This is a genomic window from Gardnerella sp. DNF00497B (assembly GCF_049262725.1).
Taxonomy (GTDB): domain Bacteria; phylum Actinomycetota; class Actinomycetes; order Actinomycetales; family Bifidobacteriaceae; genus Bifidobacterium; species Bifidobacterium leopoldii.
Window position 1 is genome coordinate 789,443 of sequence record NZ_CP058400.1, and the last position, 25,640, is coordinate 815,082.

Consider the following 25,640-nt stretch of genomic DNA (forward strand, 5'->3'; position numbering starts at 1 on the left):
GACACTCTTAGTAAAATTTGAGTGTCACACATTTTATTTGCTAAGTTGTGATTTATAAAAACATTTTCAATACTAGAAGCAAAAACTCACTAATTACACTAAATCTATGAGGCACGGAATATCCATTTCCATGTGAGTCATTGATCCATGAACGCTAGGTAAACTCATAGCTTTATCAGATTGAATGCGAGAATCAACAATTGTGTAAGCTCCACAAGCTTGCACAATAACATCGCCAATAACAGCCTCTGCCCTGTTGTTTACTAAACCAAAAAGACCATCGTCAATGGCTTGTTTTTTACTACGTACAATTGCATTAGTTCCAAAATATTCACGCCAACGGTAAATAATATCTTCAGGATTTGCGTCACTGTTAGCATACAACATTACAGAACGAGGTTCACCGCCAACCATCGATACGCCTTTTATCAACTCATCATGCTTAGCAATATCAACTCGCTTATTGGGATCAGATTTAATCATCCCATGATCTGCAGTAATAACAATTAATGTTCCAGGAGCACAATTTGCTCGCAAAAGACGCAACTGCTCGTCAATTTGCTCAAAAACAGAAACCCACTGCTGAGAATCCCAACCATAATTATGACCGGTTTTATCAGCGTCACGTAAATACATATAAGTTAAACCTGGAGTTTTACTGCTATTAGCAGCCTTAAGAATGCGAGCTCTAGGAGTTCCAGCAGTAATATAATTTGCTCCACGAAAAGCAGCTTTGGTAAGAGGAGTATTTTCAAACTTTGGTAATCCCACGCTATCTGCACGGACTCCATTAGAAACTAAACTTTCAAATATAGTTGGCTCTTGCTGCAAAACTAGCGGATCAGGCGCATCATTAAATTGAATAAGCTGCGCAAGTTTACCAGTTTGAGAATTCTTTTGCGTGTAACCGGTCATACAAGTAAGACCCGGACATGTGCCTGTTCCAAAAGTAGCCATTGCAGCAACAGTTGTGCTTGGGACGCACGTGCTAATTGGTCTTTGATTTATTGATTCGTTAAGTAAGGATCGTAAATAAGGAGCGTGACCTTTGCGCATAAGAATATTCCAGTATCCTAAACCATCTATTAGCACTACAATTGCAGAATTAGATTTAGGGAAACCAAGGCTTTCTCGTAAAGCGTGTGGATCGTTATGAATAGCTGTTTTGACAGGAGCATCTATTGCATCACTTAAAGCTGGAAGAACCGAAGATATATGTAACGCTCCACCAAGATTTTTTTCATTAAAATCATAAGAAAAATCTTCATTAACTACGAAATTAGAAAAATCACCGTACTTAACATTACCAACGAATTGTAAAAGATCATTTTCAGACGGTATTTCAGCACTCATACTTACTATTGAACCACTTATATTGCATTGGACAAAACGCGAATAATAAATATTTATATAAATAACTAATCAAATTGCTGAAAAATTCAGCAAAAACATGCTGTTTGTGCATATAAATTGGTAAGATTGATAGCCGTAATGTCATTCAAGGAGTTCTAAATATGCCCTCACGCCATCACTCAACACAGCAAGCTTTCGATCCAAGAAAAGTTAAAGAGCATATTGTTGAAACACCATTGAACGAAGAAATGAGCAAATCCTTCCTGGAATATGCTTATTCAGTTATTTATGCTCGAGCTTTACCGGACGCACGAGACGGAATGAAACCAGTGCAGCGACGCATTGTGTATCAAATGGGCAATATGAATTTGAGTCCTGATCATGCTTATATGAAATCAGCGCGCGTTGTTGGTGAAGTAATGGGTAAACTTCATCCTCACGGTGATTCTGCAATCTATGAGGCAATGGTTCGCTTAGCTCAACCATTTTCCCTACGCTTGCCACTTGTTGACGGACACGGTAATTTTGGTTCTCTTGACGACGGTCCAGCAGCTTCTCGATACACCGAAGCGCGTTTAGCTCCTGCATCACTAGGTATGAACGCGGATATCAACGAAGACACAGTTGATTTCGTACCAAATTACGACAATAAACTAAAAGAACCTACTGTGCTTCCTGCAGCTATTCCAAATCTTTTAGTAAATGGCGCTTCTGGAATTGCTGTAGGCATGGCAACTAATATGGCAACGCATAATCTAGGCGAAGTAGTTGCTGCAGCAAAATATGTTATGAAACATCCTGACGCAACCCTAGATGATCTTATGAAACTAGTTCCAGGACCTGACTGGCCTAGCGGAGGAATTATCATCGGTCGAAGTGGCATTCGCGAAGCTTACGCAACAGGTCGCGGAGCATTCACTACAAGATCTACAACACATATAGAAAATATTACTGCTCGCAAAAAAGCTATTATTGTTACAGAACTTCCGTTTATGGTTGGACCAGAACGCGTTTTGGAAAGAATTTCTCAAGGAGTTAAATCAAGAAAATTAGACGGTATTTCAGGTGCTATTGATTTAACAGATCGACATAACGGAACTCGTATTGTTATTGAGATTAAGACAGGCTTTGATCCTAACGCTGTGCTTGCTCAACTTTTTAAGCACACTCCTTTGCAAGAGAGCTTTACTATTAACAATGTTGCACTTGTTGACGGCAGACCTCACACAATGGGATTGAGAGAGCTATTAGACGTTTGGATTTCTCACCGCAGAACAGTAGTACGCAGACGCAGCGAATTTAGGCGCAAAAAAGCTCAAGAACGCTTACACTTGGTTGATGGCTTGCTTCTTGCACTTCTTGATATTGATGAAGTAATTCAGGTTATTCGTTCATCTGAAGATGCAGATAGTGCAAAAACTAAGTTAATTAAAGTATTCGATCTTGATGAAATTCAAGCACAGTATATTCTTGACTTACGTCTTCGCAGACTTACTAAAATGAGCCGAATAGAGCTCGAAGCTGAACGCGACGATTTGCTCAAAAAAATTGAAGAGCTAAATCAAATATTAAGTTCTGAAGCGAAACTCGACAACGTCGTAATAGCAGATATGGATACTGCAGTTAAACAATGGGATACTCCACGCAGAACAATTTTGCTTGACGAAAATGAAGATGGTAGTTTTACTCCAGTAGCCTCCAGCATAAATAAAAACAGTGAGGATATTGCGATTAAAGCTGTGCAATCAGCAAATAAAATTACTTCAACTCAAGCAGATTTGGCTGCAGCAGCTAATGCAGCTCGTAAAACTGGAGAAGCTGACGCATCTTCTGTTGCAATGCAATTAAGTGACGAGCCTTGTGCAGTAGCATTAAGTACTTCAGGGTTAATTGCCAGAACAAGCATTGCAGTGTTAGAACATTGGAATTCGCACAATAACAACGTATTTAACACTCCTTGTAAAACAATGTTTGCGACAACAACGCGTTCAACTTGTGCTCTTGTTACTTCATCTGGTCGACTAGTTCTAGCTCATGTTGCAGATTTGCCACAACTTAACTATGAAGAAGGAAAACCTGCGCTGCTCAGCCATGGAGTAAAAGCACAAGAATTGCTAACTTCCACACAAAGCACGGATCCAGTAAGAGGAGAACATGTAGTTTCAGCAATAGCATTTGATGCCTCACAAAACGCTACTCCACTTGCAATCGGCACACGAAACGGTGTAGTTAAAAGATGGAATTTTGAAGCTCCAACTACCATGGATTCATGGAGCATAATTGACTTAAAAGACGACGACACCGTTATTGCTGCAGCCCCAGCGGAAGACAACGACAGACTTGTGTTCATTAGTAGTGATTCTTCATTACTTACTTTTGACGCTAAACAAGTTAGGCCACAAGGACGTACAGCAGGCGGAATGGCAGGTATTCGTTTAGCAGAAGGCGCTAAAGTTGCAACCTTCGCAGTAGTGCCAGAAAAATCAATAGAGTGGCATTACGAAGAAGGCGAAAATGGTTTATTCTCCGCTTCTGGAACAGTAGTGTTCACCGTTGCTGGAGACAGTGAAGCTCTTCCTGGAACCGAAAACGGTTCTGCAAAGATTACTCCATTTGACATGTACCCAACAAAAGGTCGCGCAACTGGTGGCGTGCGCTCGCAAAGATTCCTTAAAGGTCAAGATACGTTGATACACGCGTACGTTGGATACTATCCATTGCAAGCCGTTACAGAAGGCGGAAGCAATGTTGAGCTACCTAAACCAGATATGCGTAGGGATGCTTCTGGAACTGAGCTTGTTTCCCCAATTGCACATATTGGATAGCATTACGAACAATTTTTAGAAAATTATTAGTGATTAGTCACCAATAAGAAAATAGATAATATAAAACTAAAGCTATTAAAAATTAGGTAAATTTTTTAAAGAGAAAGGGAAAATATGTCATTTTGCACTCATTGCGGCAGTAGCATGGTAGACGATGCAAAGTTTTGCGAACAATGCGGTACGCCTAACGAAAATTACGAAGATAAAACTAAAGAACAAGAAATAAATCAAGTAGAGCAACAAACACATGCACAAGAGTTGCAAAAAGAACCTAATAAAGGTAATAAAAATCATAAGAAAAAAGGTGCATTCATATCAATTATTTGCGCAATAATCGTTCTAGCTATAGTTGCAGCCATTGGAACAATTTATTACATGACGAGAGTACAGACAAATTCAGGTATGGCTACAGTGCCAGTAATTAAAGATACAAATGCTCAAGCTGCTGCAACGAATTTACGCTCAAAAGGTTTTAAAGTACAAATTGTTAGGGAACTTAATAAACGCAAAAAAGGTTCCTTCATTTCATTAAAAGGCATTAAACCAGGTAGTAAAGTTAATCATTCCACAAAAATAACAGTTGTGGAATCTCTTGGTCCAGGTATGCCAAAAAACGTTATTGGGAAAACTGTAGACGAAATTACTGACGAAGTAAAAGCAATGGGCTTAAAAGTAGAAGTTCATAAAGTTCCTGCAACAGTAAAGCCTGGAACCATTATTTCAACTTATCCTATGCCCGGAGAAGCTTTTAATGCAGCTTACGAAGGTGACAATATGCATATTGCTATTGCTAGTAAATGCAACAAAAAAGTAGTACCTGCAGACTTGTTAGGAAAAGATATAGACAGCGCAAAACAAATACTGGAAAAAGTTGGAATAACGAAATACGAATTAAAACCACGATTTTCTTCTCGTAATCATATTGATAAAATTGTGGGCTCCTACCCTGCATTGGGTGAAGAAAATTTGAAAGAAGTAAAAAAAGTTACTCTATACTACGGTGTTGATGCAAGTGAAACAAAAGAAGTACTAACTAAAAAAGAGCATCTGGACGGAATAAATAATGCTGATGTCCGCGTAACAAAAGGCCTTTCTCCAATTGCAGGAGTTTGGTGTAATAAAGGCGGCGAATGCTTATACTTCAATGAAATGCCATCGTTTGTTGAAGGTGAATCTACAGTTGTGTTAGGGACACGCGTTGGCGATCTCATGAATGATGGAGCTAAGCCTATTATGATAAGTGATGAAAATTATCTTAGCATGAATAACTATTCGCAAGATATATCTGGATCTATTCTATACGATAAAAAATTACCTATGAATGATATGATGAAAAATCATTTACTTTCCGGCGATACTGGCGCAGTAGAATTCTACAAAGGATTAGATTTGCCATCTTGCGGAAACAATATATTTTCCCCATCACCAGGTGTAAGAGTTTGTGAACATGGTAAAGATATAAACGCAGAAAACAGCCCTGAAAAATTTGATGATCAAGGAATGTATAAAGGTTCTAACAAAGATGCTAATACAGGATTAACCTACAAAATGCATGATTTCTTTGTGCTTGTTCCTGTAAATACAAAATTTGATGAACTTGAAAAGAGCGGATACTTTAAAGGCAAAGGGAAAAATAAGCCTGATTTTAGCCGACCATTCATTATGCGAAGAGATCCAAAGCTGTACGATAAAACACAAGTAGCTATTCCTGATGGAGTTACTGGACCCGATTATCCAACTAGCCCGTTTGTGCCAACGAAAAAGAACAAGCCAGTGCCTTTCGCGCCAGCTCCAGACGACGACAATGTTTATTACAAGATTGAAGAACCTTTAAATTGGTTAAGGTTCGATATTATAAAAACCTTGTAGTTAAAATTTGACGTTGTAAAGCAAATAATATTAGCACTTAAAAAACGCTTAATCATTTGCTTATCAATAAAATTAAGCCCTTCTAGTTGTAGTATTTCAACTTTTTAAGGGCTTAATTTTATTATAAGAGATTATTATGCATAAACGCGCATCAGACGCACATGCATAAAAGTCATTACAGCGAGAAGAATAAGCAAATAAGCTGGAAGCAGCATCATGGAAACATTCTGTGCAACTATTCCAAAAATCGCAGGTATTACCATAGAGCCGATGTATGCGCTTGCCATTTGCATGCCAACAATTGCTTGAGACTTATCAGCACCAAAATAATGCGGAGTTGAATGAATGATGCATGGATAAACAGGAGCGCAACCAAGTCCAATAATAATGAATCCTGTAACAAGCTCAATATGATTCGGCAAAGGCAGCAGCAACACCAGAATGCCCATAAGCATTACGCACTGCCCAATACGAATCATGGTTGCATCGTTAAAACGCATAGTAAGAAATCCGCTTACAAAACGACCAACCGTAATACCAACATAGAACAGGCTTGCCCAACCAGCTGCAACAATGCGGCTAACTCCTCCATGCAAAACCATGTAACTACTAGCCCACAAGCCTGCAGTTTGTTCCAACGCACAATAGCAAAAGAACATAATAAGTATATTTTTAGCTCCTGGAATGCGCAAAATTCCCGCATAAGATACCTTTTCAAAAGATTTTGTTTTTGACTCAACGATCTTATTCAATTCATTCTTTTTATTGTTTTTCCACAACGGCAAACTCATGAGCAGCACAAGTGTTAAAGCAATCTGCATAACGGCAATATACTGGTATCCAGCAGTCCATCTTTGACCATGCGAAAGCGCAAAACCCATAACATAAGGACCTGCAGAAGCACCAATTCCCCACATGCAGTGAAGCCAGCTCATATGCCAACTCTCATAGTGCACTGCAACGTAGTTATTAAGAGCCGCATCCACTCCTCCAGCACCTAAACCGTAGGGTATAGCTAGAAAAATAAGCACAAGATAATTCGGAGCAAAAGAAAAACCTAGTAACGCTAAAGCTGTTAGAGCAACTGAAATAAGCGTAACTTTCCCAGGGCCAAATTTGCACGTAAGTTTGTTCGAAAGTAATGCAGAGATAATTGTTCCTGCAGAAATAACCATTGATATTCCGCCAGCCCAAGAAATTTGCGCACCAATATCGTGACTCATCGTAGGCCACGCAGCTCCTAAAAGAGCATCCGGCAAACCCAAACTAATAAAAGCAAGATAAATAACAGCAAGAAGAAGGTTAATCATAAAATTCCCAAACATTAGTACTTCATATTTCTAACGCAAACACGCCTTCATAAAGCAATATAAAGGAATATAAATATACAAGGCGACATAAAGCAACGCAAACAACATGCCGACATCAGGTATCGATTTTGGAACGATCAAAGTCATCAGCGTTATCAACAATAAACTGCTTGCGCGGAGGAACATCATCACCCATCAGCAAATCGAATACTTCGCTCGCTTGCTGAGCATCTTCCATACGAATCCTTCGAAGCATACGGGTTCTAGGGTCCATAGTAGTGTCTGCAAGCTGATCCGCATCCATCTCGCCCAAGCCCTTATAGCGCTGAATATCGCTGTTAAAATCAATGCCCTTAGCTTGCAAATCATCAAGCTTTCCAGCCAATTCGTCGTCTGAGTAAGTATAAATATACTCACCCTTTCGCTTTCCAGCGAGCGCAATTCTGTGAAGAGGCGGCACTGCAGCATAAACATGACCGTGCTCAATAAGCGGACGCATATAACGATAGAACAGCGTCAGCAGCAAAATACGAATGTGCGCGCCGTCAACATCAGCATCAGTCATCATAACAATCTTGTTATAACGCGCTTGCGAAATATCAAAACTTGCGCCCGATCCCGCTCCAACAACCTGAATAATTGCAGCACACTCTTTGTTTGAAAGCATTTGTGCAAGACTTGCCTTTTGCACGTTCAAAATCTTACCGCGAATTGGAAGAAGCGCTTGGAAAGCAGAGTTCCTAGCAGCTTTTGCAGTGCCAAGTGCAGAATCACCCTCGACGATGAAAAGTTCTGCAACATCGTCGTTTCCAGGCTGGCAATCAGAAAGTTTTGGTGGCATTGAAGCAGACTCAAGCGCATTCTTTCTGCGCGTAACTTCCTTAGTTTTACGCGCCTGAACACGAGCATGCATTTCGGAAACGATTTTTTCCAAAACCCTAGCAGACTGCTCTTTGAATCCTCGCTTAGATCCAGTAATCATCTCACCAAATTGAGCATCAGTCATTTTAGTAACAATTGGCTTAACTTGTGCGGTTCCAAGAACATCCTTAGTTTGACCTTGGAATTGAGGCTCAGCAATGCGAACAGTTACGACTGCTACCAATCCTGCTGTAATGTCGTCTCGCTCAATTTTCGTATTCGAATCTTTAAGATTTACTTTTAATTTGCGTGCGTTGTCTTCAACAGCTTTACGAATTTGCTTGGTCAATCCTTGCAAGAATCCGTCAACGTGCATACCTCCGCCAGGAGTTTCAACAACGTTTACGAAACTAATAATCGTTGAATCGTAGCCGTTTACCCAACGCATTGCAATGTCAACGCCGCACTTACGCGTTACTTGTTGAGCATGTAAATCTCCTGCAGAATCAACAGCTTGCGTTTCTTCTACATATGTATCTTCGCCAGAAATACGCCAAATATCCGATACTGCTTCACCTTTTGAAAGAAAATCAACGAAATCTTTGACGCCACCATTATGCAAAAATTCAACTACTCGAGGATGATGCTTATTTTGCATTGAGTTAGCAGACTCAGCATTTGCAACAGATTGTGCAACTGATTCTTCAGATTCAGCATCTTCATTCGCGATATTTTCAGTCTCATCTTCAGAATCATCTTCATCTTCTAATATTGTTTCAGATTCTAATTCTTCAAATTCAGGCACAGAGTCATCGCTATTATCAGACTGGTTTTCAAGAAGATTATCTTCTGCAGCATTATCTTCTATAACATTGTCTTCTGGAGAATCAATTTCTTCAATATTTGCAGATTCACCTTCAGGCACATGCTCGTCAATAACAGTAATTTTTAAGCCTGGAACCAGGAAACTTGTTTGACGCACGCGAGCAATAAGCTGCTCATAGCTGAAATGCGCAGTTGAGTTAAAAATTTCTGGATCCGCCCAGTAGCGTACACGAGTGCCGGTAGTTTTTGGCGAAACAGTGCCAATAATTTCAAGCTCAGTAGGCTTATTTTTTCGCGTGCGCTTAAACGGAGAAGCAGGAGATGGATGCTCTGGATCTGCATCACTATAAACTCCAGGATGTCCCTGATGGAACGCCATATGATGCGTTTTACCGTCTCTATCAACTTCGACATCCAAACGCAAACTCAAAGCGTTTACAACAGAAGAGCCAACGCCATGTAAACCGCCTGCAGCATTATAAGAAGCGTTGCCAAACTTTGCTCCAGCATGAAGCTTAGTTAAAACAACTTCAACGCCTGTAAGTTTTGTTTTAGGCTCAACGTCTACTGGAATACCACGACCGTTATCTGCAACTTCAATAGATCCATCGTCGTGAAGAGTAACAATAATATGATCGCAAGCTCCAGCTAAAGCTTCGTCAACTGCGTTGTCAATAATCTCCCAAAGGCAATGCATTAAACCTTGACTGTCTGTAGTGCCAATATACATGCCTGGACGCTTACGAACTGCGTCTAAGCCTTCAAGCACAGTCAAGCTATCAGCATCATATTGCTCTTTATGAGAGACCACTTCTACCCCTTGCACTTATTAAACGTACAACCGATTATTTTAAGCAATAAGTGTCGTACTATCGCAAAAGCAACAATACGACACTTTGTAATATAACTTCACACAATCACTGATCTAAGAAGTCACGCAAAGTTTGCGATCTAGAAGGATGACGCAGCTTAGACATTGTTTTAGACTCAATTTGACGAATACGTTCACGAGTAACACCATAAACGCGACCAATATCGTCTAAAGTCTTTGGTTGACCATCTTCCAAGCCATAGCGCATCTTAATAACTCCAGCCTCTCTAGGGGCCAAAGTTTCCAAAACTTGCCTAAACTGTTCTTGAAGAAGCGAGAATGCAACAGCATCAGACGGTGCGATTGCGTCAGTATCTTCAATCAAATCGCCAAACTCAGAATCGCCATCCTCACCCAAAGGAGTGTGCAAAGAAATCGGTTCACGACCGTACTTTTGTACTTCCTGAACCTTTTCTACTGGCATATCTAGTTCGCGAGCAAGCTCATCTGGTGTAGGTTCACGACCTAAATCTTGAAGCATTTGACGCTGAACCCTAGAAAGCTTATTAATAACTTCAACCATATGCACTGGAACTCGAATAGTACGAGCCTGATCTGCCATAGCACGAGTAATAGCCTGGCGAATCCACCAAGTTGCGTAAGTTGAGAACTTAAAGCCCTTCTTCCAGTCAAACTTTTCAACTGCACGAATCAAACCAAGGTTACCTTCCTGAATCAAATCAAGGAAAAGCATGCCTCTACCCGTATAACGCTTAGCAAGAGAAACAACAAGACGCAAGTTTGCTTCAAGAAGATGATCTTTAGCTTTCTTACCATCTGCTGCAGCCCACTTAAGCTCACGCTTACGCTTAAACTCCATTTGATCAATTTGAGTATCAAGCAAATGCTGAGCATACAATCCAGCTTCAATACGCTCTGACAAATCAACTTCTTGCTCAGCGTTAAGCAAGCTCACGCGACCTATCTGCTTTAAATAATCCTTAACAGGATCTGCAGTAGCGCCTGTAGCAATTACACGACGCTTAGGATTACCAGACGGAGTTAGATTATCATCATCGTCATCGTCTCGTACAACAAATGCGCCTTTTGCTTGTGGCACTTGCGGAGCATCATGCTTAATTTCGTCGTGATCATCAATTTCATCAAGATCTTCAGACTCTTCATCATCAAGATCATCTGCAACGTCAATATCGCTTAAATCGTCAACATCAGATATATCTTCTGGCTGGATATCGTCTAAATCATCAAGATTCAAATGTTCATCATCAACATCAAGATGTGGATCGTCATCTAAAGGATCGTCAATAGATAATTGATCTTGAGATTCAATATCTACGCTATCCTCAGTTTCGTCATGTTTAGCATCAGACGATACTGATTCAGTATCAATCTTGTTGTCTTCAGTTTTCTTTGAGCGAGAACTGCGTGTCTTGCTATCAGCTGACGAAGTTCGAGTACTGGTTTTACGCGCAGCGCTAGCCTTGCGAGTTTTTACAGGCTTAGTATCATCTTGCATTTCGTCGCTGTCGACCGTTGATCCAACTTCACTCGTCAAACTGTTCCTCCTGTATTATCCCCTTGTAACGCATATAGGCATAGTTCATGCAAGGGCAAGTTTTACCTTAAGTAGTAAACCATTTAAGCAAGACGATTATTCCCCAACTAATTTTTTGCGGCGTGGCGAATTATTCAATCCATGCTGGCTCAAGACCATTTTCGAATGCTCCACACACTATTTTTGCCATAGAACAATCAGGATCAATGCGCAATGCACAATCACAATAATACTTTACTTCTCCTAGCCTAAACCACCAGCTGATATAAGCTAATAAAGCGTAAACTTGCACAGATAATTTTGGAATGCTTTTAGTAATAATAGCCATAGATTTTAAAATTTTGCACGCGAAAATAGCTCTCTTTATATCAGGCTTATTATTTGTTTGAGTGAATTTTGCTTCTAAACAATGCCGCAAATTACGAGATACTTCAGAAGTGTGAGGACACCAAGCAAATTCCGACAAAGTTTTTTCGTCATACCATTCTTGATTTTCATCCAGAATAGAAATAAGCATTGCGTCACGAACATTAATATTATGCAACATTGCTATTGGCAGGTTTACTAGATCATATCCAAACATTTTTTCATCGTAAGCAAACATATTGTACCATCGCATAAGCGCTCTGCTTGCAATATCTCTAATGGCGTATTGCTTGCCATTTCGATCAACATTTTCTATAAAAGCTTCCGAAACTGCCGGAACCCAATATTCTAATCCTTTAATCCATTGCACACTATCACTACAGTTGTTGTAAATATATTCCTTAGAAAAAGTCATAAAAAAGCTGCACTCTTTGGAAGGATATATATTCCCATTAATATCTGAAATTTCTCTTCCAGCAAAACTTTCAAAATCTTCTGAACCTGCAAAATCTAAACAACCATTAAAAGAATTAGCGCTTTCACCATAAATTTGCATAAGACTTTGCATATCAAAGTCATCCATACAATTATGCGATATCTTTGTTTTCAAATCATCCTCTACAATTTCCATGCATACTCCCCCTCATTTTTTACATGATTTTTTATTTTGATAATCAAACTATGTAATAGCATTTTTTGATATATTGAAGTTTCTCAAGACATAAGTCAGCATTCAATAAAAAACTATTTCCGCGGTGAAAAGCTTATTAAACCATAATAATAACTGCGTTTTGTAATGTTCAGCCCTGTGGATAACTTTCATAATATGAGCACATTTATAGGCAACAATTACAGTCTTAACGATATTGAATCTAGAATTACTTTTTTAATTTCTCAGCAATTTAATACGGGACTAGAAGATAATCTTTCATCCACATGTGCGCAAACACTACAGCAAGTAATAAAGCAAGCTATTGTTTCAAGCGAAGGCGGAAAACGTCTTAGAGCTCTTCTTACGATTTCAGCATTTTACGCTGCATCAAAAGAAACCAATATTCAAAAAATCCATGAACAGTCTGTATTTGACATAGCTTGTGCTCTAGAAGTATTTCAAACAGCTGCATTAATTCATGATGATATTATTGACGAATCTTATTTGAGACGTGGAAAGCCTAGTGCGTATTGTGCATTAAGTAAAGCTTGCAATAATAAGCATATTGGCACAGGCTTAGGTTTAATGCTAGGAGATCTACTTGCCACAGAAAGTTTCGATATTGCAAGAAATTGTGCGAAGAATTTTACTTATGGCGAGGAATTGTTAGCAGCATTTGCGTCTATGCAAAGAAATGTTGGTATTGGTCAAGTATTGGATTTGTCTATAGAAATGATGCAACTAGATAATCCAATACAACTTGCGGAATCATCTTTGAATGTTTTTAGATGGAAAACAGCCAGTTACACTACTGTTGCTCCATTAACTCTCGGCTTTCTTGCAGCAAATATGCAACCAACTGAAGCATACAATCTTGCTAATTCTATTGGCAATTCGTTAGGCGTTGCTTTCCAGATTGCTGATGATTTGCTTGATATTGTTTCAGATAGCAAGATTACAGGTAAGCCTATTGGCGGTGATATTAGAGAAGGTAAGCGTGCAGTTCTTCTTGCAGATGCTTTGCAATACGGAAACGATAACGAAAGAGAAATACTATTAAAAGCTTATACGAGTAGTACTAGGAGTGAAGATGATGTAAATAAAATAATACAGATTTACCATACTTCTGGTGCTATTGAAAAATCAAAAAAGCGAATTGAGAATCTATGGAATGATTCACAACAAGCAATCGAATCAAGTACATTGAGCGATAGTGGAAAAACTATTTTGCATGAAATTAGCAAACGATTTATACCAGAAGCATGGCGTAATGTACAATAATATTTAGTAAATAACGCTCGAAATTAGCCTTCTTTACTATCTTGCTTGTACACTCGTAAGTAGCAAAAATGGTTTTACGCGTATAAGGATTGTGACAATGGATGAAGCTACGCAGGCGCAGCCAGGTATGCGCATTGAAAATCGCTATCGCATTGTGCGCAAAATAGCTCAGGGTGGCATGGCTACTGTGTATCAAGCAGAAGATGAACGCCTTGATAGACCTGTAGCAATTAAAATCATGCACACTCAACTTGCTCAAGGAGTGCATCGCCAGCAATTTATTGCTAGATTCCGCAGAGAAGCAACCTCTGCTGCAGCAATTGCCAATCCACATATTGTGCAAGTTTATGATACGGGCGAATATGATGGGCTTGATTATCTTGTGATGGAATATGTTCATGGCGTTAATTTGCGTTATGAAATGAATATGCAAGGCACATTCAGTGTGCGAGATACGCTGCGTTTACTTGCAGAAACTTTGGATGGTCTCGCTTCTGCACATAATGCTGGAGTTGTGCATAGAGATATTAAGCCGGAAAATATTTTAATTAACGATCGAGGTCATGTTCAGATTACTGATTTCGGTTTAGCTAGAGCAATTTCGCAAGCAACATTATCTTCTACAGGATTGCTTCTTGGCACAGCAGCTTATCTTGCTCCTGAACTTATTGAGCATAATCTTGCAACTCCTCAAGGTGATTTGTATTCAGCGGGCATGATGGCTTGGGAAATGCTTGCAGGAAGAGTGCCTTTTACTGCAGATAATCCTGTTACGCTTGTTTTCAAGCATGTGCATGAAAACACTCCTTCAATTGCTACAGCTTGCCCTGGAATTAGCGAAAAAGTTGCACAATTCATAGCAAACCTCACTGCTCGCGACATGAACGAACGACCTAAAGATGCAAGTGAAGCATTAGCAAAATTACGTGCACTTTCTACACAATTAAACCCTGAAGATTGGCAATACAAAGCAGAAGAACCACAAGAGTTTTCAGAAGAAACAGACTTTTCTCCTATTAATAATTTGCGTGTTCCCCCTGAAGCAAATTATTCGGACAAATTGAATCCTAATAATGACTCAGATGCTACACGAGCGATAAATACTTCAGGCTCTAATTTTTCTGCTAATTCCAACTCTTTATTGCAAAATGCTACAGACGAAACTGTTGCAATACCTAGAGATAATTCTGTAGGTGAACTCGATTCATGCACAAATAATGATCTACATAATCCTGAAGTCAATAATGTAGCAATAGACAATTCACTAGCAAAGTCCGACAGTGCTTTCGATGCGAATAATCTTCAAAAAACACAAGCTATGCAATGGCATGCTACTAATGCAGAAGATGTGTCATACAATTCGCAAGATAATCCTTTAGAAGAATTTGACGATAGCAATATGCCAACAATTGCTATTAGCTCTCGCAATTTTAACAACAAATTAAATGCAACAAAACCATTGGGCCTGTCATATACAGAAAAGGACTTAGGAAACAAGTCTAACCGCTCTTCTAAAAAGCGTGTTTTCATTATTGCAGGTTTAAGTACAGCTGGAGTATTAGCAATTGCTGCTATTGGTGGTTTTTGGTATTTCTTAGGTCCTGGCAGTTATTGGACGCTACCTAAGCCTGACGACCTTCAATGCAACAATTATGCATCTTGCAAAATAACTGATGTCAATTGGCAACGATATGAGCACACGCTTAAAGTTGCTGGAATTCCTTACACAGTTTCAAAAGATTATAGTGACGATGTGCCAGAAGGAAAAGTAGTTTCAACAAATCCTGATGTTGTCGGAAGCCATATTCAAAAGCACAATAATAGTGCTCTTAATGTTGTAATTTCGCGTGGAATTCGTAAGGCTACAATCCCGGACGATATTACAGATCCAAAGACTTACAATGGCAAAAATCCTTTGAAAACATTGCGTAAAGCAGGCTTTACTAACATTATTCACGATAAGTCAGGAGATACGTATTCTATAGATATACCAGCTGGCAGCTTAATTGATATTAACCCTAAACCTGGCACGCGCATGAACCATAACGAAGAAGTAAGTATTTTACTTTCTAAGGGACCTAAGCCTGTACAAATGCCAGATATTGTTGGGAAGACAAAGAGTGAAGCTGACTTAGCTTTGACTGACGCTAAGCTGGATGTAAAGTACGAAGAAGAAAATAGCGATACTGTAGCAAAGGGTAAGATTATCCGAGCTTCTGTTGAAGCTGGTTCTGACTTACATTGGGGCGATAGCGTTAAAGTTGTTGTTTCAAAAGGTCCAAAAACTGTTACATTGCCAAACGTTTGCGGAAAGAGCAGTGATGAAGCTAGAAGGATTATTGAAAGTCTAGGGCTTAAAGTTCGTGTTTCTGCTCCACTTGGTGATTTAATGCACGTAGTGCGCTTCCAATCCCCTGGAGCTGGAAGCGAAGTGCCATTGAAGGATTCTAATGGAAATCCTTCTATTATTACTCTTACAGTAATATAAGCGTGTCTTAAGTATTATGTAAGCGGCGGAAGCTCAATAACTTTCGCCGCTTACATATTTGAACATAAATAAAATTTAAATATGTAATAATGTTAATCTAATAGCATGAGAATCAGCATTATATTTTACTTATTTTCGTTACTTTCTTCACGTTTTTGACGCATACGTTCTTTTACGGTTTGAGCATATTCATCAACGTATTCTTGACCACTCATTTGCTGAATAGACTTAGTTACTTTATCTGTAATTTCGCGTAAACGCTCGTGAGTAATCTCGCTTTCGTCACAAACACGCTCTACTTGAATAGGCTCGCCATAAATCGCCTTAGTCTTGCCTTTTGCTGGAATAACTTGACCATGCACTTGTAATTCTCTAGTTCCAATAATTGCAACAGGTATAATCGGGCAACCTGTTTCAAGAGCAAGACGTGCAGCACCAGTATGACCACGATATAAACGACCGTCTGGGCTTCTTGTGCCTTCAATATGAATGCCAAAAAGCTGACCTTTTTCTAATATTTCACGAGCATGATTCAAAGCGCCAAGAGATTTTGCGCCTCCAGAACGATCTACAGGGAAAACGCCCACAGAAGTAAACCACCACTTCTTAAAACGACCCTTTAAACCTTTGCCTTCAAAATATTCTGCTTTACCCATAAAGTGGATCATACGAGGACAAGTCAATGGCAGAAGCGCGTCATCAATAACAGCAAGATGATTTGCAGCAATAATAGCTCCACCCTTTTTAGGAACATTTTTAACACCTTGCGCTGATGGATGAATCCTCATGCGGGCAATACCCCCAAGTCCCTTCACGAAGAACCAGTACAACATACCATATCCTTTCTTGCAAGTCCAATTTCGAACATTTTAAGCATAGAATCAGGAAGACTTGCTACAGTATAGTTCATGACTTCTTCTAAGAATACCAACGACCCTCGCCGTGATGACGAGTTAACGTCAGAATCGTTAAAAAATAATCAAAAACAAAACAACGGAGATTTTGATGACGAATGGTCATCTTTTGTTGCAGAACATTCTGATGACATGAACGATATTGCTAATTCACGTAGCGCAAAAAGTTTTGAAAAGCACGCTCAGAAAGAAGAAAAAAAGAAAGAGCGCAACACTATAGCAAGCGACAATAATTCTAAAAATCAAAAAAGTGTAATAAAAAATAAATTTAACTTAAAAAATCTAAGTAGTCATAAATCTTATATTATTCCTACTAGAATGCAAGATTCTCACACGATTATAACTGCTAAAGGTCCTCGTGATAATACCCGCACAAGTTGGCTCGATTTAGATAAGACTATGGAAGACTATGGCGATGATTTTGTGCCTCCAAATCCACAATTTTATAACGTATCTCTAGTTAATGTAGTTTTGTGGATTCTATTTGTTATAGGTATCTTCGGTGTTATTGTAAGTGCTTTTATTCCTACTATAGCGAACATTGTTGGTATTATATGCGGCTTATTAATGCTACTTAGTGGAGCAGGATTACTTATGAATCGCAAAAAACCTGATCCGTATAAAGAAGATTACAGCGATTATGGAGATGGTGCTCGAGTATAGCTAATAATCAATCGAATATAATAAAAGGCGGCATGATTCTGATCACACCGCCTTTTCTTTATTTTACTTTAGTAAGCTTTAATCACTCAGCTTCGTTTTCAGCTTCGTTTTGACCATGGCAAAGCTTGTACTTACGACCAGAACCACATGGGCATTCGTCATTCTTATTTGTTCCTGGGAATGTACGCCCATCAGACCATGGAGTCTTCCATTCTTCATTCTTTGGTCGCATGGTTAATGGAACATCGCCTTCAGCATGGCTCAAAGGTGCAGGACCAACAATACCAGCAGCTTGATCTTCAGCATCTACCTCAGACGAAGCTTGCGCAACATCTTCATCAAGTTCATCGTCAGAAGAAATATCTTCAGTAGAAGCAATCTGATTGACATCAATGTGGAATAGAAGCTGAATGCTTTCTTCCTTAATTGCCTCAATCATCGAATTGTACATCTGGTAGCCTTCACGCTGATATTCAACGAGCGGATCACGCTGACCCATACCACGCAGACCAATACCATCCTTCAAATAATCCATCTCATAAAGATGTTCACGCCACTTGCGATCGAGAACAGAAAGAACAACGCGACGTTCAATTTGACGAAGTGGATCAGCACCGAGACGATCTTCGACGAGAGAGTAAACCTTTACTACACTGTCGACGATCAAATCACGCAAAGCAGAAACAGCTTTTTCGCCCTTGAGATTGATAATCGTTTCACGTACCTGATCCCAATCAAGAAGTACAGGCATTACAGAGTTAAGAGCATCTTTTAAGCCGTCCAAATCCCAATTCTTTGGCTTATCAGAACCGTTCATTGCGCCACGCACATAGCTTTCTACGGTGTCACTGATGAACTTCAAGATGTCCTCGTGAATATCTTCACCCTTAAGAACCATCTGACGCTCTGCATAAATCACAGTACGCTGCTTATTCATAACATCGTCATACTTCAAAACGTTCTTACGCATTTCAAAGTTACGAGCTTCAACAGTCTTCTGTGCGGTGCGTACACCGTTAGAAACGTACTTAGACTCAATTGGTTCGCCTTCTGGCAATCCCTTAGCCATAACACGAGCAACAAGCTGAGTGTTGAACAGACGCATCAAATCATCTTCCAAGCTCAAGTAGAAGCGAGATTCGCCAGGATCGCCCTGACGACCAGATCGACCTCGAAGCTGGTTATCAATACGACGAGATTCGTGACGCTCAGTGCCAAGAACATACAAGCCACCAAGCTTCTTAACTTCTTCATGCTCGTCTTTAACTTGCTCTTTAACTTCAGCTAAAACGCCTGGCCAACGCTTCTCATATTCTTCAGGAGTATCGTCTGGAGAATAACCATCAGCCTTCAACTTTGCATCAGCCAAGAATTCAACATTGCCACCAAGCATAATATCAGTACCACGACCTGCCATGTTAGTAGCAACAGTTACAGCACCCTTACGACCAGCAACAGCAACAACAGCAGCTTCCTTAGCATTCTGCTTAGCATTCAAAACCTGGTGAGGAATGCGAGCAACGTCAAGGAGTGAAGAAAGAATCTCAGAAGATTCAACAGAAGCTGTACCAAGCAACACAGGCTGTCCTTTAGCATGGCGTTCAGCAACATCGCGCACGATAGCAGTAAGCTTTTCTTTCTTTGTGCGGAAGATCAAATCGTCCTTATCTTTACGAATTACTGGACGATTGGAAGGAATTGGAAGAACACCAAGCTTGTAAGTTCCCATGAACTCTGCAGCTTCAGTCTCAGCAGTACCAGTCATACCAGCAAGCTTGTCGTACATGCGGAAATAGTTTTGCAAAGTAATAGTAGCAAAAGTCTGATTTTCTGCCTTAACTTCCACATTTTCTTTAGCTTCAATTGCTTGATGCAAGCCCTCGCTATAACGACGACCTGGAAGAACACGACCAGTATGCTCATCGACAATCAAAACTTCGCCGTTGGTGACAACATAGTCACGATCTAGAAGGAAAAGCTCCTTAGCTTTCAAAGCGTTATTCAAATAACCAATAAGAGCTGTATTGCTTGGCTCATAAAGGTTATCGATGCCCAAGTAATCCTCAATTTTTGCAATGCCAGGATCAAGAATACCTGCGGTTTTTTTCTTTTCGTCAATCTCGTAATCAACATCGCGAGTAAGCTTCAAAACAAGTTTTGCAAATTCACGATACCAATGAGTTACATCACCTTCAGCAGGACCTGAAATAATAAGTGGCGTACGAGCTTCATCGATAAGAATGGAATCAACCTCATCGACAATTGCATAGTGATGACCGCGTTGCACAAGTTCGCTCTTTTCCCACGCCATATTATCGCGCAAGTAATCGAAGCCAAACTCATTATTTGTACCGTAAGTAATATCAGCATTGTATTGCTTACGACGCTCAGGTGGCTGCTGGTCGGTAATAATGCAGCCAACGCTCATGCCAAGGAATCTATAAATACGACCCATAAGTTCGCTTTGATAGCTAGCAAGGTAATCGTTGACTGTGACAACGTGCACGCCTTTGCCTTCCAAAGCATTCAGATAGCTTGGCAAAGTAGCGACCAACGTTTTACCTTCACCGGTTTTCATTTCTGCAATATTGCCCCAATGCAATGCAGCACCACCCATAAGCTGCACATCGAAATGACGCTGGCCAAGCGTACGCTTTGAAACCTCTCGCACAGTAGCGAAGGCTTCAGGCATCAAATCATCAAGCTTTGCACCATTGTCTAAACGCTGCTTGAATTTAGCAGTTTGACCCTTCAATTCTTCATCGGAAAGCGCGGAAATTTCATCTTCCAACGCATTCACAGCCTTGGCTACGTTCTCAAGGCGCTTCAATTGACGGCCTTCACCCATACGCAAGGCTTTATCGACGATATCTACCACGTTTTGCTCCCTTAGGTCATGTCTATGACGACGGCCTAGCCAACATAGACGTAAACTGTGCCTATATTACGCGACGGCTACGATTTTTGTAAGTTAGCGAGTCTGATTTCTACATAAAAATGCCCGCCCAACATTGTGCTAGACGGGCACGCGCACTTATTCGCGCACTTTAGACATGTTTTTAACCATTACTTTTGCTTAGCAACATTTTCAGGTGTATCAATTTCAAACACGCCATAGCTCCAACCATGTCTGCGATATACTACAGATGGTCTCATAGTTTCTTTGTTTACAAACAGGAAGAAATCATGTCCAATAAGCTCCATCTCATACAAAGCCTCATCTATGCTCATAGGCTCTGCAATATGTAGCTTACGACGAATCACAATAGGAGTGTCGCCAACACTTACTTCCACAGATTCACCAGGACCTAAATCGGAAGCAACAGCAGCATCTGCGCTATTAACCTCATTTTCTTCTGGCTCTTCAACGGTAGTTTCAATCTCAGGTTCTACAGCACCCATATCTACAGGAGTCATTTCCGTATATCCACGGCGATGATCCTTACGACGATCGCGAGTACGACGCAAACGAAGCGTCAACTTATCAAGCGCCATATCTAATGCGCTAAATTGATCAGTGCTAGAAGCTTCTGCGCGAATCACAGTGCTTCCTGCAACAACAGTGATTTCAACTCGCTTTGCTGTGTCAGCCTGCCTTGGATTGCCTTCATGAGTCAACACGATTTGCACGCGCTGCGCATCAGGCGCAATGGCGGTCACACGATTCATCTTACTTTCTACAACGTCACGGAACCTTTGATTAATCTGCGTATGACGACCAGTAATGACGATTTCCATGCGAAACCTCCCCATATAGACTCGAACCTTAAGCTCGATTTGTACAACCCGACTGCCACGATGCCGTCGGTTCTTCTATTATATCTGCTAAATCCATACAAACCTAGCAATTTATTAAATTAAAATAAAAAAATTAACGTTTATTACGGAATTTCTTATAAAATAACGAATTTTTTACGATATTAATATTATCTGCTATAATTAGGAAGGTTGAGGTTTCACGATGGCCGCGGTCACAATGTTCATTCGGAGTGACTGAGGAACTTCCGGGCTCCACAGAGCACAATGGCGGATAACGTCCGCCCAGGGCGACCTGAGAGATAGCGCAACAGAGAATAGACCGCCTGAACGTTTCGTTCGGGTAAGGGTGAAACGGCGGCGTAAGAGACCACCGGGCTTCTGGCAACAGTAAGCCGCATGGCAAGCCTCATTGGGAGCAAGGTCAAGCAGAAGACGCTTTAGAGCTGCTCGCTCAAGTCTTCGGGTAGACTGCTAGAGTTTGGCGGTAACGTCAAATCGAGATGGATGGCCATCCGCATGCACTTGTGTATGCGACAAAACCCGGGGTATGTGAAACCTCATCAACTCAACCAAATAGCATATTTTCAACTTATATCGCTGATTTTTGGAGCGAAAGAAAAATCAGAGAATACTGCTAAACACTTATTAAACGACGAATCTAAATCAATTTTTACGTTTGAATTATCAACTACTCCGCATGTTTGCATACCAGCTTGCTGAGCTGAACATAAAGCTGTAGCAGAATCTTCAAAAACTATGCATTCAGCTGGATCTGCTTTAAGCTGATTAGCAATATCGGTATAAGTTTTAGGACTATGCTTACCTTTTTCAGATAAATCTTCTCCAAAATGAAGAAAATCAAAACAATCAAAAATACCAACTCTTTTTAAAGCTGGAATACACAAGCGTTTAGAAAGAGTTGTGGCAAGAAAAAGCTTTACACCATTAGAATGCAAATAATGCACATATTCATACGCGCCTTTTCTTAGCGGAAGATGATTAGCATAAGCGTCAAAAGCCATATCTGACCACTCCTTCATCAAAGCTTCAGGAGAATCAGTGAACCCGTAATTTTTAATAACATATTCTGCAATTTGTCTAGGATTCATTGTTGCAGTTGTACTAGCAAAGATTGAGGGAACGCTCATACCACGTTTCGCAAAACTTACTCGATCAATATCATCCCAAACGCTTAAAGAATCAAGTAATGTGCCGTCAAAATCAAAAATCGCTGCAACAATAGACGAATTATTTTGTAAATCCATCAATGATCTTCCTACTTGCATTCAATAGTTCACGAGCATGTTCTAGTGAAGTTTTTGATTCACTTCCATCAAGCATCCTAGCAATCTCTTGTTCACGCATCAAATCATTAAGCTCAATAACAGAAGTATTTGCAACTTTAGCAAAAGAGCTATTCTCGCTATTATCGCCATTTTCAACAAGATTTTTTTGTACTGCAAATTGTACATCTGCAAAAGAAGCAACCTGAGCTAAATGAGTAACAACAATAACTTGAGCATGTTTAGAAAGTTGAGCCAAACGTTTACCTAGCTCTACTGCCGCAACACCACCAACACCAGAATCTACTTCGTCGAAAATAAATGTCATATTTTCTTCGTCGCAATCTGTCAACTTCGCAATAACAAGCTCAATTGCAAGCATAAGCCTACTTAATTCACCACCAGAAGCACTTTTGCTCATCGGCAAATCTGAAGAAGCAGGAAATGGTCGGAACAAAAACTCTACATCATCACATCCGTTAGCATCAAGCGGAATAGAACCAGATAAATCTTCGCAACGCTTATTTACACTGATAATTAATTGAGCACCTGGCATGGCCAAAGAGTTTAATTCTTCACTAACTAAAGTGCCAAAATCATGAGCTGCATTTAAACGAGTTTTATATAATTCTTCAGCAAGTTTAAGAGCATCATCATATCGTTGAGCACATTTAGCACGCGCTTTGGCAATAGCTTCAGGAGAATCATCTAAATCTTCAAGTTCAAACTGAGCTTTTTCGGACCAATCAAGTACATCATCTAATGTTGGGCCCCACCTACGAGTTAAATCAGTAAGATCATGAATACGAGAATTTAAATCATCTAAATCTTTTTCACTTACATCGATATCCAACTGTTGAGCAAGCTGCATTACGATATCGTCAAGTTGAGCATGAATATCGTCAAGTTGATTTGCAATAGAATTGAAAGAATCATCTACACGAATATTTCGTAATGCTTGAGAAGCTTTATCTACAAGGAAACAAGCATCTTCAGATGATTCTGAAGCACCACAATCTATTTGACTGGAATCAAGGGATGCGAGCGCAATGCTCACTGCTTTGACAATTTGAGCAGAATTCTCAATTCTTTCTCTTTTTGCGCGCAATTCTTTATCTTCATTAGGGAGAGGATTCACATCTCGTATTCGCGCTAATGATTCTCTAAGGTAATCTGCACGTTGCCGTGAAGAAGACGCTTGATTTTCTAGTCGGTTACATGTTTCTTTAGCATCTTTCCACGCTTGATACGCACATGCGTATTGCTTAAGTAATTCACTATTTTTAGATACAGTATCAAGCAATTCGCGTTGTTTTGAATTTGTTGCTATGCGTAATTGGTCACTTTGTCCATGAATCACTATCAATCGAGAACATACTTGTTCAAGAACTGTTTTTGGTACTGCGAAACCAGAAATTGTTGCTCTTGAACGACCTTCTTGTGGTACTGTTCTAGAAACATACATATCTGATTTATTTTCGTCATTTTCTGAAGGCTCTAATTCAATACCGGATTTGCCAACAGCATCTACTAATTCACTTGTTTTAGGAATACTAAATATGCCTTGGACCCACGCTTCTTTAGCATTTGGAGAAATCCTTGCAACTTCTGCTTTGGATCCAGAAATAAGCTTGATAGCACTTAAAAGCATTGACTTTCCGGCACCTGTTTCGCCCGTAATAGCTGTCATGTGAGACGAAGGAGTAATAAGCGCATGTGAAATTGGCCCAAGATTACGTATTTCTAACTCTTCAAGCACGCTGTACCTCGTTTTATAAATGCTATATTTAATATTATTTTCTACTTAAATAATTCATTTTAAAGAATTATTATTGTGCTCACGCCATCCAACTATTGGCAAATCAAATTTTGTAACTAAACGCTTCGTAAAAGGAGCGCCAGAAAGTCTAGCTAATAATAGCTCATCTTTTGATTGACGAACTTGAATCCTTGATCCCTGAGGGAGCGCACGCTGTCTTCTACCGTCGCAACAAATCCAACCTCCAGAAGACGATTCATTAAGAATGTCAATAGTAAAAGTAGAACCGGCACCAATAATTAGAGGACGCGCAAAAAGAGCATGAGCAGCTAATGGCACTAATTGCAATGCTTCTACATTTGGCCACATAATTGATCCACCTGCTGAAAATGCGTAAGCTGTAGAACCAGTAGGAGTTGAAACTATTACACCATCGCAACCAAAAGATGACATTTCAACATCGTCTACTCGTATTGAAAGTTCTACCATTCGACCTCTGTCTTCGCGATCAAGAGTTATATCGTTCAACGCCCAATCACTTAAAGGCTCGCTTTCGCCAGGAAGCCACACATCTACATGAGCTTCCATTCTCCTGTCAATAGTGTAATCCTTGTTTGCAATCCTACGAATAGCATCATTAATTTGAAAACTTTCAAATTCTGCCAAAAAACCAACATGGCCAAGATTTATGCCGATAATTGGAACAGTAGTACAATGCACTAACTCAGCAGCCTGAAGCATGGTGCCATCTCCCCCTAGCACCACAACTATTTCTGTATTTTCGTCAACTATACGAGTAGTTTTTTTAGCAAAATCAGACACAGAAGCACTGTTGAATACGTCAACAACGAATCCAGCTTTAATAAGTTGAGTCTTGACTTGATTTACCACATTACTGTGAACATCAATCCTAGCGTGAGTAACTACAAGAGCACGACGAGCCGCCGAAGCGGAATTAGTATCGAAATGTTCCTGCATATACAGCCCCTTCGTACTGTTTAAACACAACTACTACTATTGTAATTGTTAGGATACATATTGAAAA

At 39.9% G+C, this 25,640-nt stretch carries 16 protein-coding genes and 1 other RNA gene; 6 read left to right on the top strand and 11 right to left on the bottom strand.

The features are described 5' to 3' along the window. Positions 1-93: 93 nt before the first annotated feature. Positions 94-1,353: an alkaline phosphatase family protein gene (locus HXT26_RS02915; protein ID WP_004106779.1), complete on the bottom strand. Its 1,260-nt coding sequence runs from the start codon at positions 1,351-1,353 to the stop codon at positions 94-96. Positions 1,354-1,514: 161 nt separating this feature from the next. On the opposite strand from HXT26_RS02915, the gene HXT26_RS02920 reads away from it, so the two are divergent. Together HXT26_RS02920 and HXT26_RS02925 are read left to right on the top strand one after the other, a co-directional pair. After that, complete coding sequence (locus HXT26_RS02920) at positions 1,515-4,178, top strand: DNA gyrase/topoisomerase IV subunit A (protein ID WP_101892144.1); 2,664 nt, start codon at positions 1,515-1,517, stop codon at positions 4,176-4,178. A 144-nt stretch (positions 4,179-4,322) separates the two neighbouring features. After that, on the top strand, positions 4,323-6,047 hold the full coding sequence (locus tag HXT26_RS02925; RefSeq protein ID WP_422111862.1) for a PASTA domain-containing protein: 1,725 nt from the start codon (positions 4,323-4,325) through the stop codon (positions 6,045-6,047). A gap of 134 nt (positions 6,048-6,181) precedes the next feature. On the opposite strand, the gene HXT26_RS02930 is transcribed toward HXT26_RS02925, so the two are convergent. The 4 genes from HXT26_RS02930 to HXT26_RS02945 form a co-directional block, all read right to left on the bottom strand. Continuing rightward, entirely contained in the window at positions 6,182-7,357 is a 1,176-nt protein-coding gene (locus tag HXT26_RS02930; protein WP_410297088.1) for an MFS transporter, read from the bottom strand. Between the two features lie 115 nt (positions 7,358-7,472). Then, entirely contained in the window at positions 7,473-9,854 is a 2,382-nt protein-coding gene (locus HXT26_RS02935; protein ID WP_421776934.1) for a DNA gyrase subunit B, read from the bottom strand. A 106-nt stretch (positions 9,855-9,960) separates the two neighbouring features. Further along, positions 9,961-11,430, bottom strand: a complete 1,470-nt coding sequence (locus HXT26_RS02940) for an RNA polymerase sigma factor (RefSeq protein WP_004106787.1) — start codon at positions 11,428-11,430, stop codon at positions 9,961-9,963. 130 nt (positions 11,431-11,560) lie between these two features. Further along, entirely contained in the window at positions 11,561-12,427 is an 867-nt protein-coding gene (locus HXT26_RS02945; RefSeq protein ID WP_064340566.1) for a hypothetical protein, read from the bottom strand. Positions 12,428-12,622: 195 nt separating this feature from the next. On the opposite strand from HXT26_RS02945, the gene HXT26_RS02950 reads away from it, so the two are divergent. Further along, positions 12,623-13,729 (top strand): polyprenyl synthetase family protein, encoded by a 1,107-nt coding sequence (locus HXT26_RS02950; RefSeq protein ID WP_064340567.1) that lies wholly within the window; start codon positions 12,623-12,625, stop codon positions 13,727-13,729. Between the two features lie 97 nt (positions 13,730-13,826). Continuing rightward, on the top strand, positions 13,827-16,217 hold the full coding sequence (locus tag HXT26_RS02955) for a Stk1 family PASTA domain-containing Ser/Thr kinase (protein WP_415696193.1): 2,391 nt from the start codon (positions 13,827-13,829) through the stop codon (positions 16,215-16,217). 125 nt (positions 16,218-16,342) lie between these two features. Here HXT26_RS02955 and HXT26_RS02960 read toward each other — a convergent pair whose 3' ends face one another. Next, positions 16,343-17,050, bottom strand: a complete 708-nt coding sequence (locus tag HXT26_RS02960; RefSeq protein WP_032835394.1) for a lysophospholipid acyltransferase family protein — start codon at positions 17,048-17,050, stop codon at positions 16,343-16,345. Positions 17,051-17,125: 75 nt separating this feature from the next. On the opposite strand from HXT26_RS02960, the gene HXT26_RS02965 reads away from it, so the two are divergent. Further along, the gene (locus tag HXT26_RS02965) at positions 17,126-17,794 is read left to right on the top strand and encodes a hypothetical protein (RefSeq protein WP_004106798.1); all 669 of its coding nucleotides are present in this window, start codon (positions 17,126-17,128) and stop codon (positions 17,792-17,794) included. A gap of 82 nt (positions 17,795-17,876) precedes the next feature. On the opposite strand, the gene secA is transcribed toward HXT26_RS02965, so the two are convergent. Further along, positions 17,877-20,672 (bottom strand): preprotein translocase subunit SecA, encoded by a 2,796-nt coding sequence (secA, locus tag HXT26_RS02970; protein WP_004106800.1) that lies wholly within the window; start codon positions 20,670-20,672, stop codon positions 17,877-17,879. Between the two features lie 188 nt (positions 20,673-20,860). Further along, positions 20,861-21,532, bottom strand: a complete 672-nt coding sequence (gene hpf / locus HXT26_RS02975) for a ribosome hibernation-promoting factor, HPF/YfiA family (RefSeq protein ID WP_004106803.1) — start codon at positions 21,530-21,532, stop codon at positions 20,861-20,863. Positions 21,533-21,743: 211 nt separating this feature from the next. On the opposite strand from hpf, the gene rnpB reads away from it, so the two are divergent. Next, positions 21,744-22,117, top strand: an RNA gene (gene rnpB / locus HXT26_RS02980) — RNase P RNA component class A. 20 nt (positions 22,118-22,137) lie between these two features. Here the strand turns inward: rnpB and HXT26_RS02985 are convergent. The 3 genes from HXT26_RS02985 to HXT26_RS02995 are packed head-to-tail and all read right to left on the bottom strand — an operon-like array spanning position 22,138 to position 25,573. Then, the gene (locus HXT26_RS02985; RefSeq protein ID WP_101886023.1) at positions 22,138-22,818 is read right to left on the bottom strand and encodes an HAD family hydrolase; all 681 of its coding nucleotides are present in this window, start codon (positions 22,816-22,818) and stop codon (positions 22,138-22,140) included. Beyond that, a complete protein-coding gene (recN, locus tag HXT26_RS02990) occupies positions 22,802-24,595 on the bottom strand; it encodes a DNA repair protein RecN (protein ID WP_116442699.1) in 1,794 nt (597 codons plus the stop codon). Before recN ends, HXT26_RS02985 begins: the two co-directional genes overlap by 17 nt. Before the next feature lie 54 nt (positions 24,596-24,649). Then, positions 24,650-25,573 (bottom strand): NAD kinase, encoded by a 924-nt coding sequence (locus HXT26_RS02995; RefSeq protein WP_112928631.1) that lies wholly within the window; start codon positions 25,571-25,573, stop codon positions 24,650-24,652. Between the last annotated feature and the right edge of the window lie 67 nt (positions 25,574-25,640).

Bases quoted from the DNA above. Each gene is read 5' to 3' on its own strand.
- HXT26_RS02920 (WP_101892144.1), top strand. From the start codon at position 1,515: ATGCCCTCACGCCATCACTCAACACAGCAAGCTTTCGATCCAAGAAAA.
- HXT26_RS02960 (WP_032835394.1), bottom strand. From the start codon at position 17,050: ATGTTGTACTGGTTCTTCGTGAAGGGACTTGGGGGTATTGCCCGCATG.
- HXT26_RS02955 (WP_415696193.1), top strand. From the start codon at position 13,827: ATGGATGAAGCTACGCAGGCGCAGCCAGGTATGCGCATTGAAAATCGC.
- HXT26_RS02945 (WP_064340566.1), bottom strand. From the start codon at position 12,427: ATGGAAATTGTAGAGGATGATTTGAAAACAAAGATATCGCATAATTGT.
- HXT26_RS02995 (WP_112928631.1), bottom strand. From the start codon at position 25,573: ATGCAGGAACATTTCGATACTAATTCCGCTTCGGCGGCTCGTCGTGCT.
- HXT26_RS02930 (WP_410297088.1), bottom strand. From the start codon at position 7,357: ATGATTAACCTTCTTCTTGCTGTTATTTATCTTGCTTTTATTAGTTTG.
- HXT26_RS02925 (WP_422111862.1), top strand. From the start codon at position 4,323: ATGGTAGACGATGCAAAGTTTTGCGAACAATGCGGTACGCCTAACGAA.
- HXT26_RS02915 (WP_004106779.1), bottom strand. From the start codon at position 1,353: ATGAGTGCTGAAATACCGTCTGAAAATGATCTTTTACAATTCGTTGGT.
- HXT26_RS02950 (WP_064340567.1), top strand. From the start codon at position 12,623: ATGAGCACATTTATAGGCAACAATTACAGTCTTAACGATATTGAATCT.
- HXT26_RS02985 (WP_101886023.1), bottom strand. From the start codon at position 22,818: ATGGATTTACAAAATAATTCGTCTATTGTTGCAGCGATTTTTGATTTT.
- hpf (WP_004106803.1), bottom strand. From the start codon at position 21,532: ATGGAAATCGTCATTACTGGTCGTCATACGCAGATTAATCAAAGGTTC.
- HXT26_RS02965 (WP_004106798.1), top strand. From the start codon at position 17,126: ATGACTTCTTCTAAGAATACCAACGACCCTCGCCGTGATGACGAGTTA.